Annotated in this window: 9 protein-coding genes; 4 read left to right on the plus strand and 5 right to left on the minus strand. The window is 69.4% G+C overall.

The genetic code is table 11. The annotated features are described in order from the left end of the window. Positions 1–98 precede the first annotated feature (98 nt). Positions 99–1286 (plus strand): ROK family transcriptional regulator, encoded by a 1188-nt coding sequence (locus DEU34_RS01255; protein WP_121148112.1) that lies wholly within the window; start codon positions 99–101, stop codon positions 1284–1286. 264 nt (positions 1287–1550) lie between these two features. Here DEU34_RS01255 and DEU34_RS01260 read toward each other — a convergent pair whose 3' ends face one another. The 4 genes from DEU34_RS01260 to DEU34_RS01275 form a co-directional block, all read right to left on the minus strand. Continuing rightward, positions 1551–2693, minus strand: coding sequence for a hypothetical protein (locus tag DEU34_RS01260; RefSeq protein WP_121148114.1), 1143 nt, complete (start codon positions 2691–2693; stop codon positions 1551–1553). Positions 2694–2773: 80 nt separating this feature from the next. Beyond that, positions 2774–4042, minus strand: a complete 1269-nt coding sequence (locus DEU34_RS01265) for a hypothetical protein (RefSeq protein ID WP_121148116.1) — start codon at positions 4040–4042, stop codon at positions 2774–2776. A gap of 17 nt (positions 4043–4059) precedes the next feature. Further along, positions 4060–5082 (minus strand): sugar phosphate isomerase/epimerase, encoded by a 1023-nt coding sequence (locus tag DEU34_RS01270; RefSeq protein WP_259459993.1) that lies wholly within the window; start codon positions 5080–5082, stop codon positions 4060–4062. 90 nt (positions 5083–5172) lie between these two features. After that, positions 5173–8685 carry a PQQ-dependent sugar dehydrogenase gene (locus DEU34_RS01275; RefSeq protein WP_121148118.1) on the minus strand — a complete coding sequence of 1171 codons (3513 nt, stop codon included), beginning with the start codon at positions 8683–8685 and terminating at the stop codon, positions 5173–5175. 432 nt (positions 8686–9117) lie between these two features. Between DEU34_RS01275 and tatA the strand changes: the two genes are divergently transcribed. Genes tatA through DEU34_RS01290 form a run of 3 tightly spaced genes read left to right on the plus strand, consistent with a single transcriptional unit; the run spans position 9118 to position 10549 of the window. Further along, the gene (tatA, locus tag DEU34_RS16360; protein WP_220659913.1) at positions 9118–9360 is read left to right on the plus strand and encodes a twin-arginine translocase TatA/TatE family subunit; all 243 of its coding nucleotides are present in this window, start codon (positions 9118–9120) and stop codon (positions 9358–9360) included. Positions 9361–9368: 8 nt separating this feature from the next. Further along, entirely contained in the window at positions 9369–10190 is an 822-nt protein-coding gene (gene tatC, locus DEU34_RS01285) for a twin-arginine translocase subunit TatC (RefSeq protein WP_259459994.1), read from the plus strand. Next, on the plus strand, positions 10187–10549 hold the full coding sequence (locus DEU34_RS01290; protein ID WP_121148120.1) for a Sec-independent protein translocase TatB: 363 nt from the start codon (positions 10187–10189) through the stop codon (positions 10547–10549). The genes tatC and DEU34_RS01290 overlap by 4 nt, the downstream gene beginning before the upstream one ends. 97 nt (positions 10550–10646) lie before the next feature. On the opposite strand, the gene DEU34_RS01295 is transcribed toward DEU34_RS01290, so the two are convergent. Further along, positions 10647–11264, minus strand: a complete 618-nt coding sequence (locus DEU34_RS01295) for a hypothetical protein (RefSeq protein WP_121148122.1) — start codon at positions 11262–11264, stop codon at positions 10647–10649. Positions 11265–11565: the final 301 nt, after the last annotated feature.

An 11565-nucleotide genomic window follows, 5' to 3' on the forward strand; every position in this document is an offset into this window, starting at 1 on the left:
GGCGAACATGTAGCGACGGCGGCCACGCTTCTGCGTGGCCGCCGTCGACTTAACGGCTGAGCGATAGCATCTAGTGATCTACTGAGGGCGTGGCAAGAATGACGACGGACTCCACACAGTCTGTGACAGGCGTGAGCCAGCTCTTCCAGCTGCTCCGCGACGGGGTTCCCCGCACGCGCGCCGAACTCGCGAAATCGACCGGGCTCGCCCGCTCCACGGTCGCGGTGCGCGTGGACGAACTCATGCGCATGGGTCTGATCACTCCCGTCGCCGACGGTGTCTCCACCGGTGGACGCCCGCCCTCGCAGTTCGCCATCAACCCCGCGGCCAAGGTCGTCGTCGCCGCCGACATCGGCGCATCGCACGCCACGGTCGCCATCACCGACCTCACGGGTCACGTGCTCGACGAGCACTCCGAGGCGCTCGACGTCGCCCTCGGCCCCGAGCCGGTTCTCACCTGGCTCATCCAGAGCGCCACGGCGCTCCTCTCCGCGTCCGGCCGTACCGTCGGCGATGTCGCCGCGATCGGCATCGGTGTGCCCGGCCCCGTCGAGCACTCGACCGGCCAGCCGGTGAACCCCCCGATCATGCCCGGCTGGGACCGCTTCGACATCCCCGGCTGGATCCAGCAGCACCTGCCGATGCCCGTGCCCGTGCTCGTCGACAACGACGTGAACATCATGGCTCTCGGCGAACGCGCCGTCGCGTGGCCCGGGGTCGACCACATCATGTTCGTCAAGGTCTCCACCGGCATCGGCACCGGCATCATCTCGGGCGGCGAGCTGCAGCGCGGCGCGCAGGGCATCGCCGGCGACATCGGACACGTCCAGGTCGCCCGGGGCGCGAACGTGCCGTGCCAGTGCGGCAACCGCGGCTGTCTCGAGGCGCTGGCCTCCGGTCCCGCGATCGCGCGTGCGTTGCGCGAACAGGGCATCGACGCGCACACCGGCAGCGACGTCGTCGATCTGGTCAAGCGCGGCAACATCGACGCCATCCAGGCGGTGCGCCAGGCCGGGCGCGACATCGGCGAGGTGCTGACGACCTGCGTCAGTCTGATGAACCCCTCCATCATCGCGATCGGCGGATCCATGGCGCGGGTGGGCGAGCACCTCATCGCCGGCGTCCGGGAGGTCGTCTACACGCGTTCCACGCCGCTCGCCACCGAATACCTCTCCATCGTGCAGTCGATCGCCGCCGAACGGGCCGCCGTCCTGGGCGCCAGCATGCTCGCCGTCGAGCACGCACTCTCGCCCGAGGCCCTCAGCAGCGGTTTCATCACCTCCTGAGGCGGCCACGCCGCATCCACCGGTCGTCGTTCTCCGACGAGACCGCGGTCTTCGAGGATCCTCCTGCGCTCTCCTCGATCGGTCGTGCAGCGCTGTCGTCCGATGGGGGCGAGACCGCCGGCGAACCTCGTCCTCCGACGCGGATGTCTCCTCCGACGCGGAGGGCTGACGAGCGGGCGCGCACGGCGCGAGCGGCCATGGGACATGGTGCACCTGCGGCGCGGAGTGTCCCTCCCCGCGCCGCAGGTGTGTCTGGGGGCTCGCTCAGGGCGAGCCGGGCGTCGCCGCGCTTCCGGCGGGTACGGGAGCCGGGCCGTCGGTCGTCTCGGCTGCGGCGAGCTCGGCCTTCGCGGCGGCCACGGCGTCGTCGATCGCGCGCTGCTGCTGCACCTTGGCGCTCTTGTGCGCGCGGATCCGCCAGTAGATCAGCGCGGCGATGACCAGGAGGATCGCCAGCACCGTCCAGGGGACCGCGGCGGTCGCGGCCGATCCGTTTGAGACGAGGGGCTCGGGCAGGGCGGCGTCGGTCGTGATGCCGGGGGAGACGACCGTCGACGTCGCGGTGACCTCCGCGGTGAGGAGGGCCAGCGGCGGAACGGAGGCGAGTTCGACCGTGCGCTCGATGGAACTGCGGGGGAGGAGGTCGGGGACCTCCTCGGCGGCGGTGACGGGGGCCCATCCGAACGGGCCGGCGACAGATACGTTCACGTCGGGCGAGAGGCGGGTGTTGCCGTCGTTGACGAGCGTGTAGGTGACCGTGGCCGCCCCGCCGGCGATGGGGTTCGGGGTGCCGTGGTAGTCGACCGAGACGTTCGTCACCGACAGGGCGGGTACGAGGTCGCCCAGGACGCGGAGGTTGATGCGGGAGCCCAGACGTCGCTCGGTGATCGTGCCGTCGTCGCCGGTGACGAGCATGGAGGCGACGACGCCGGCGGCGTAGTCGCCCGGCGCGGCGTCGGCGGGGACGGCGACGGTGAAGGGGATCTCGACCGCCTGGCCGCTGGCCAGGGTCAGCTGGGGGACGTCGATGTCGACCCAGCTGCCGAGCTCGGTGGAGGGCTCGCCGCCGGCGAGGATGTCGAGGGTGCCGTCGGCGGTGAGGAATCCGTCGGCTGCGTAGATGCCGAGGTCGATCGGATCGACGCTGCGGTTCGTGACGATGAGGGCGTCGCCGGCGGTGCCGCCCGGGTTGAGTTCGTAGGCGAAGTTGGGGCGGCCGGTGCCCTGTGCGGTGTCGGCCGGGCGCACGCTCCACGACACCGTCGTCTCGTACGACGGGTCGGCGGTGGTCTGCGCGAAGGCGGCGGCGCCGGGGGCGGTCAAGGCCAGGAGGAGGCCGAAGACGACCGCGAGGAACCCGCGGTGCCGTCGAGGAAGAGGGGAGGGGGACAAGGGCGCCTGGGACATGGCGGGGGGCTCGCTTTCGGAAAAAGGGATCCCGCCCCGGCCGACGACTCGACGTCGCCGACCGGGGCGGGAGGGGATGATCAGCCGAGGACAGTCAGCGTGACCGTTGCGGTGTAGGTGCCGCGGGGGGTGTCGAGCGGAAGCTTGAGCTCGAGATCGGCGCCGACGAGCGACGAGCCACGGGTGTGACCCGCGTCGGCCTGTGCCAGCGTGCGCGCCACGGAGAGTCCGTCGCCACCGTCGAAGCCCGAGGGGACGGCGGGGCCGGCTACGGCTCCACCCTCGGACTCGAAGACCTCGGGCATCCAGCCGAGGTACTTGCTCGAGACCGCCGCGCCGCCCGCGGTGAAGTCCGAGACCTGCGCGGTGATCGACCACGCCGGGTTGTCGCGACGCGTGTCCTGGATGCGGATCGGCACGATCTCGCCATCGGCGAAGTAGTGGTCGAGACGCTCCTCGGCCACACCGAGGTCGACCAGGTTGGACGTCCCCTCGAGCGACCAGGTCAGTTCTCCGTCGCCCTGCTCGGGAACGGTGACCGCGATCGACTGGTCGCCGTCGGCCTGCCCGGGCGCCTCGCCCGTGTAGTCGCCGGTGACCGAACCGGCGAGGACGCCGGTGCCGAAGGCCGCTGCGGGCGTGTTGCCGTCGAGGGCGATGCCGCCGTACACCGTCGTCGACGCGACTCGGAGGTTCGCCGTGTTGCCGGTGAGCGAGAGGCCGCCGCCGATGGTGTTCCCGAACGAGTCGGCCGCGCCGTCGGCGTCGGCGCCGATGAGCACATCGCGCGAGCTGCCGCTCACCGAGACGCCGCCCTTGACGATGGCGCCGTAGACCGAGACGCCGTAGTCGGAGCCGTCGATCGAGACGTCGCCGTCCACCGAGGTGCGCAGGAGGTCGACGTACGTGGCCGCCAGGGTGTTCAGCGAACCGGTGATGGTGCTGTCGGTGACCTCGACATCGATGCCGCCGGCTTCGACCGACCCGCCGACCGCGAGGTCGTTGAGGTAGAGGAAGCCGCCGCGGGTGTCGGCCGAGTAGGCGACGATGTCGCCGCCGACGCTGGTGCCGTCGATCGACACGCCGTAGGCGTCGGTGGCGATGACGTCGCCGGTCACGGTGACCGACGTGGCGTCGAGCCAGCCGTCCTCCTCGACGATGATGTCGCCCTCGACGGTGCCGCCGCCGATGACGCAGTCGACGCCGGCCGGGACGGTCAGGGTGCCCGCGACGGTCTGGCTGCCCAGGTCGCCGGAGCAGGTCAGGTCGGCCGCGTACGCGGGGACGGCGACGAGGCTGCCCCCGACGACGACGAGCGCGACCGTGGACGCTTTGATCAGGTTTCTCATGTGATGTCCTTGGTCTCTCAGCCGCGCAGCGCGGCGATCTTGTCGTAGCTGCGGTCGGCGTTGGCGAGCGAGTTGCCCCCCGGGTTCAGCGGGACGGTCGAGGCGTTGTCCTGCTCGAAGACGCCGTAGCGCTGACCGCGGTCGCGGAGCACCGACAGGAACGCCGTGTAGTCGATGTTCCCGGCGCCGAACTCGACGATGTCGTAGCCGTTCGTGCTGGCCGTGTTGGTCTTGCCGTCCTTGAGGTGGAGGATCGGGAAGCGCCGCGGGTCGCGCTTGATGTAGTCGATCGGCTCGACGCCGGGGTAGAGGTACTTGCCCACGTGCGCCCAGTAGACGTCCATCTCGAAGAACACGAGGTCGGGGTCGAAGCCGTCCCAGAGCAGGTCGTAGACGCGCTCCTTCGTGTCGGTCGTGAAGTTCCACTCCTGCGAGTGGTTGTGGGCGTAGAGCTTGATGCCGGCGGCCTTCGCCTTGGCGCCCATCGCGTTCCATGCTGCGATCGCGGTGGTCCACTGCTCCTTCGGCAGCGGCCCGCCGTACCCGCCGGCGATGGGACCGCCCTGGCCGAGGTGCGGCATGCCGAGCACGTTCGCGATCTCCAGCTGCGCGTCGATGTTGCCCGCGTTCAGGTTGACGTGTGCGCCGACCGCGCGCAGGCCGTTGTCGTCGAGCAGCTGACGGATCTGGGCCGGCGTGATGGCGCCGTTCTGGCCCTGGGTGTAGCCGGCGAACTCGACTTCCGAGTAGCCGATGTTGGCGAGCTCCTCGAACACGGCGCGGAAGCCCAGCGAGCTGACCTTGTCGCGGATCGTGTAGAGCTGGATGCCGATGCGGTTGACGGGGACGAGGCGCTTGCCGGCGGTGACGGTCGGGAGGGCGGCCTTCGTGCCGAAGGCGGATGCTGCGGAGGCGGCCGGGGCGGCCGCGGCGCCGATGCCGACGGCGACCGACGATGCCGCCAGTGCCTTCAGCAGGGTCCGACGGCTCATCGGCTGCGCCGACACCGTCGGGTGCGCGTGATCGTGGTGGTGACTCATGACTCTCCTTCGAGGTGGGTCCGCCCGGTGGGCCCGGGGGCGGCCGGGGTGGTGAGGGGCCGCACCGGAGTGCGACCCCTCACCGAGTTGTTACTTCTTGACGGTCAGGCTGGCCGTCGCCGTGCTCTTGGCGACGCCGGTCGAGCCGTCGTACGCCGCCTGCACCTGGTAGGTGCCGACCGTGCTGAGCTTCGGCAGCGTCACGGCGACGTCACCTTCCGCGTTCAGCGTGCCGGTGACCGTCGCGACGACCGCGCCGTTTCGACGCACCGTGACCGTGGCGGTTCCCGACGGGGCGATGCCCGTCGAGGATTCCACCGAGATGGTCGCGGTTGCAGCAACTGCCGGCTTCACCGGGTTCGGCGCGACGACGACCTCGGTCGTCGAGCGTGCCTGCGACACGATGAGGCGGCCCGTGCCCGCCGAGGTCTTGAAGACCTCGTCGGCCCCGTAGGTGGCACGCAGGGTGTGCGTGCCGACCGGGAGGTCTGCGGGAAGGGTGATGGTCGCCTTGCCGTCCGCGCCGAGCGTTCCGCGGCCGACCTCGGTGGTGCCCACGGAGAGCACGACCTCGCCGGTCGGAACGCCGCCGTCGCCGGTGACCGCCACGACCACGTCGCCGGGGGCGCCGTAGGTCGCACGCGGCGAACCGAGGGTGACGAGCGTGCGCGTGTCGACCGTCGGCTCGTTGGGCGCCGCGAGGTCGATCGTGAACGTCACGGATCCGACCTGCGACACGTTGCCGCCGGCGTCGGTCGCCCGGTAGCGGAGGTCGTAGACGCCGTTCGCCGAGAACGTCGCAGCGTACTGCTGGTTCGCGCTCAGAGTGGTCCACGTCGCACCGTTGTCGCGCGAGTACTGCACGCTCTGCAGGGCGCCGTTGTCGACCGGCTGGAGCGCGAAGCGCACCGGCACGTTGTACACGCCGCCGACACCGGCAGGAGCTGCCGGAGCGAGGGTGTGCGTCACCGTGGGAGGCGTCACGTCGGCAGCACCGGCGCCGACCATCTTCACCGAGTCGACTGCGAGCTCGTCCGCGGAGGTGACGAACAGAGCGCCCGATCCCTCGGGAGCGTCGAACGTGATCGAGACGTCCTGCCAGCCGGAGCCGCCGGGGATCGTCGCGGTCGCGAACGGTGCCGCATCGGCGGCGCCCCAGCGCAGCTGGATCTCTCCGCCGCCGTTGGCGCGGACGACTGCTCCGTCGATGCCCGAGAAGTTCACGGGATCGAACTTGAGGAAGTCACCCGAACCCAGGCCGCGGATGGCGTTGCCGCCCGAGGCTCCCGAGTCGGCGTAGGTGACGACGCCCTGGCGCTGGATGGCGTGCTCGGCCTGCTGCGTCTTCGGGTTGAGGCGGATCGACGCCTCACCCGTCGCCGGCGGGAGGCCGTTCGCGCCCTTGTCGGTGTACGTCACCACGACGGCGCCGTACAGCAGCGCGCCGGGCCCGTGCTCAGGCGAGTTCGGGTCGGTGCGGAACGAGCCCGTGCATCCCGTGCCCGAGGACTCGGGGTGGGCGTGCTCGTCGTGTCCGAGACCGTACGTCCACGCGACCTTGGTGCAGTCGGTCGCGGTGCCGTCCTCAGCATCCTTCGTCGTGATCTTGAACGGAACCGCCTGGCCCCAGTCGAAGAATGCGCCGTTGCCGGGGAACTCGATGGTGACCTCGGGGGCCTGGTTGCCGACGGAGATCGTCTGCGACGTGAGGCTGAACTTGCCCTGCGGGTCGGAGACGCGCAGACGGGCGGTGTAGTTCGCGATGGTCGTGTACGTGTACGACGTGGTCACGCCGGTGGCGTCGAACGTGCCGTCGCCGTCGAAGTCCCACTCGTAGGTGAGTGCCTCACCCTCGGGATCGGTGGATCCCGAGGCGTCGAACTGCACCGTCAGCGGAGCGGACGACGATGAACGCGGGGTCGCCGTGTAGCGCGCCTGGGGCGACTTGTTGCCCGCGACGTAGTCGATCCGGTAGAGCCCGGCATCGGGGTTCGCCCGGAAGTAGCCGTCTCCGTACTCGAGCACGTACATCGATCCGTCGGGACCGATCTCCATGTCGGTGGGGTTGTCGTGGATCGGCTGGCCGTTGGAGCTCAGCGCTGCGTTGGGGAGGAAGTCCTCGATGGCCCCGACGGTGAAGTCGTCCCAGTTCACGGAGAACGCCGCGATGTAGTCCTGCGACCACTCGCCCATGAACGCCTTGCCGTCCCAGTGCTGCGGCAGCTTGGTGGTCGAGGGGTTCGACGCGTCGTAGTGGTAGACGGGTCCGCCCATCGGCGCCTGGCCCGAGCCGGTTCCGAAGTTCACGAGCTCGTCGCGCGGCTGGTCACCCGGGTTGTCGCCGTAGTAGAGCGTTGCCGCCCGTGCGGCGGGGAGCTCGGTGAGACCGGTGTTCCATCGCGATTCGTTGACCAGGTTCTCGGGGTCGAAGAACGCCCCGGGGGTCGCGGTGGCGAAGTCCCAGTCGTTGTAGGCGAAGTTGTCGCCGTGGACGTAGGGCCAACCGGCGTTGTGCGGATCGTCGAGACCGACGACGTTCCACTCGACGTACCCCATGGGGCCGCGGCCCGCGGAAGCCGCGACGGCCTTGGTGGCGTCGGGGCCGTAATCGCCCCAGCTGAGGGAGTTCGTCTCGGGGTCGACCTCGATGCGGAACGGGTTGCGCACACCCATCACGAAGATCTCGGGGCGGGTCAGCTCGGTACCCGGAGCGAACAGGTTGCCCTCGGGGATCGTGTACGAGCCGTCGGACTCCACGTGGATGCGGAGGATCTTGCCGCGCAGGTCGTTGGTGTTGCCGGCGCCGCGACGGGAGTCGAACCCGGGGTTCATTCCGGGCGCGTCGTTGTTCGGCGCGAAGCCGTTCGAACCCGGGGTGCTCGCCGGGGTGTTGTCACCCGTGGAGAGGTAGAGGTTGCCGTCGGCGTCGAAGTCGATATCGGCCCCGACGTGGCAGCACTGGCCGCGCTGCACCTCGACGTCGAGGATCTTCTGCTCGCTGGCGATGTCGAGACTGGAGCCGTTCCAGGTGAAGCGGGAGAGGCGGTTGACGCCCACCCACCGATCCCAGTACGACTCGTCGGCTCCCGCGGGCAGGCTGTTGGGCGCGTTGCCCACCGGGGTGTCTGCGACTCCGTCGCCGTCGGCGTCGATGGGCGAGTAGACCAGGTAGACCCAGTTGTTGTTCTCGAAATCGGGGTCGAGTGCGACGGTCTGAAGGCCGTCCTCGGAGTTGATGTAGACGGGAATCGTGTTGACCGTCTTCGTGACACCGGTGGCGGGATCCGTCAGACGCAGATCGCCGTTGCGAGCGGTGTGCAGCACCTTCTTGTCGGGCATCACCGCGAGGTCGATGGGCTCGCCGACGTTCTTCGTCAGCAGCACCTTCTCGTAGTTCGACCAGTCGAGCGCGGCTGCGGTGTCACCGGGGGTCGTGACGGGGGGAGTAGTGCCTGGTTCTTCAGTGACGGGCGGGTGGTCGTCGCCCTCGTGGGCATACGCGGGCAGAGCGCCCGCACCCAGGGCCGTCAGCGCGAGGGCGCCGATGGCGAAAGAGGCTACGGCGCGCTGGCGCCGGCTCTGCCGCCGGGAAATAAGATTCATCGTGAAACAGCTCCTGTTATGCGAGTTCGAGTTGTTTTCACCGGGTCGTCACCAGCCGGTCCAACGGCTTCTCGTGGCGGCCCGGGCCTAAGCCCGCGCGGAGTCCTCCTCCGCGCGCCATGTCCTCCACTCCTCGTCGAGTTGGGGCAGGCCAGAGCCGCGGTACGCAGCGAAGCGCACCGTGAGGCCTGCGGGGGGTCGAGCGCTCGGTCCGTCTCTGGAGCGAGCTGCTCAGTCGTCATCATGGCTGATGTTCAGCCAGCGGTCAATCAAAAGGTGCCGAATAATCGGTAACAAGACTCTCATGTTCACTTACCTTGTAAATGTCCGTCGTCGCGCATAGCATCGGCCACGTTGCCGTCGGAGCCTTCCACTCTCCGTCGCCGCCTCGATCTTTCGGGCGATGTCGCCCGCAGCCCAAAGGAGGGCCCCATGCTTCACGGACTGACCGGATGGCATCTGCTCATCGTTCTCGCCGTCATCCTTCTTCTCTTCGGCGCCGCGAAACTGCCGGCGCTCGCGAAGAGCGTGGGGCAGTCGGCCCGCGTCTTCAAGGGTGAGATGAAGGCGATGAAATCCGAGGACGGGAGCGTCGACGTCGCATCGCCGGCCCCCGCCGCCGCTGCGTCCCCGCTGGCCGCCTCGGACGTCGGCGACTCCGCGCCGACGCGCTGAGAGAAGAGATGTCCGCGCCCCTTCGGGCGTCGACCGTCGAGAAGAAGGTGCACCGCCGCGATCGGCGCATGTCGTTGGGCGGCCATCTCGTCGAGCTGCGAAAGCGACTGATGATCGCCGCGCTCGCGCTCGTGCTCGGAATGGTCGGCGCCTTCATCCTCACCGACGCCGTCATCCACGTCATCACCGAACCGATCCGCGTCGTCGCCGCAACGAGGGGTGACGACTTCGCCGTCTTGAACTTCGACACCGTGACGAGCGGGTTCGATCTTCGGATGCGCATCGCCTTCGCCATCGGCATCCTTGCCTCGGCGCCCATCTGGCTCTGGCAGATCTGGGCGTTCATCATGCCCGGGCTCAGCCGCTCGGAGGTGCGCTACACGGTCGGCTTCCTCGCCGCCGCGATCCCGCTGTTCTTCGCGGGCTGCGCCTCGGGCCTCGCGATCGTTCCGCACATCGTCGAGCTCATGGCCACCTTCGTGCCCGAGCAGGGGGCTCAGTTCTATACGGCGTCGTTCTACTACGACTTCGTGTTCAAGCTCCTGATCGTCGTCGGTGTCGCGTACGTGCTGCCGGTGTTCCTCGTCGCTCTGAATCTCGCCGGCGTGATGAGCGGGCGCGACATCCTCCGCGGGTGGCGCATCGCCATCCTCGTGGCTACGCTCTTCGCCGCCTTGGCCACGCCCGCGGCCGACGTCATCTCGATGCTGATGCTGGCGGGAGTGCTCAGCGCTCTCTTCTTCGCCGCCGTGGGGGTCTCGCTGATCCTCGATCGCCGCAAGACGAAGGCGCTGCCGGTCGTCCCCGATCGCGCGGAGCTCGACGCATGACCTTCGGCCTCACCTTCGAGAAGCTCATCCTGATCGGTTTCATCGCCGTGATGATCATCGGTCCCGCTCGACTGCCCGTCTACGCGGCAGGGCTTCGCCGTGTCGTCGACCGCGCCAAGGTGTTCGCGCGATCCGCCGAGGGGCGCATACGCGAGGAGTTGGGGCCCGAGTTCACCGACACCGACTGGCGCCAGCTCGATCCCCGTCGCTTCGACCCGCGTCGCATCGTGCGCGAAGCGCTCATCGCCGAGCCGGAGGCGCCGACGGCGGCGGAGGATCGGGATCGGGGCGCTGCCCCGGTTCCCGTGGAGCCGACGGCGGGACGGCGGGTCACCGGTGAGGGTGACGCGCGGGCCTGAGTCGACGCCTCCGTCAGGTCAGGAGCGCGGAGATCGACCGGTACGACGTAGGGCGGGACGAGATCATCTCGCCCCGCCCTTCACCGTGTGGCGCGTGTCAGCCCTCGAAGAGCGACAGTGTGATCGTCGCGGCGTAGCTGCCGGGGGCGACCGTGCCAGGGGTGCGCAGCGTCAGCTCAGCGTTGGCGGAGTAGGAGCCGGGCGCGGCCGCGGCGGCGTTGTCAGCCAGGGCGAGCAGCTCTTGGTCGTCGCCGAATCCCGTGCCGAACGGTGCGCCGGGGAGCACTTCGTCGCCCTCGCTGACGAGCGCGGGGTCGCCCGCGGTGATCGCCGGAGCCCAGCCGAATGCGTCGGCCGCGAGGATGTCGGGCTGGTCGGCATCGCCGGTGAAATCGGTGATCGAGCCGAGCACGTACCAGAACGCCTCGGGATCGACGTCGTCGGCAAGGCGAGTATCGGTGACCGTGACGGTCGGGAGCGTTCCGGTAAAGACCCGGTCGGTTCCGATCGAATCCGTCTCGGTCAGGGCGGCGGACTCGCCGGCTACGGTCAGGGCGAGGGCTCCCGGTTCGGCGTTCGGCTCGATCTCGACGCTGACGTCGACAGAGTCCTCGGTCGCGGCAATGGCTGCACCGGAGCCGAGGGCGGTGAGGATGCCGATGCCGAGGGCGGCGACGCCGATGCGCGCGCCCAGCCCGGTGCGGGTGGAGGTCATGTTGGTGTGCTCCGTTCTGCGGTGTCGTCGACGACCGCGAGTGCGCGGACGACGGGTCGACCGCGACGTTTTCGATGGGCGGGGCGGCGGTGCGCAGCCCGGTGAACGGGATGCCGACCGGAGAAACGGCAGGCATCGATGACGAAGTCGTCTCGTGGCCGCGCTGTCACGAAGGTCGGTGTACTCGGGTTCGATGTGACAGTAGTCGGCTGGTTGACACCCGTCAAGCAGAAGTTGCCGGAACGGCATCAAATGTTCTTCGGGCCTCGAAGGGGCCGAAAAACCTGCCTCGACTCGGGCC

The organism is Microbacterium sp. AG1240 (genome assembly GCF_003635115.1).
In the GTDB taxonomy this organism is placed as follows: Bacteria; Actinomycetota; Actinomycetes; order Actinomycetales; family Microbacteriaceae; genus Microbacterium.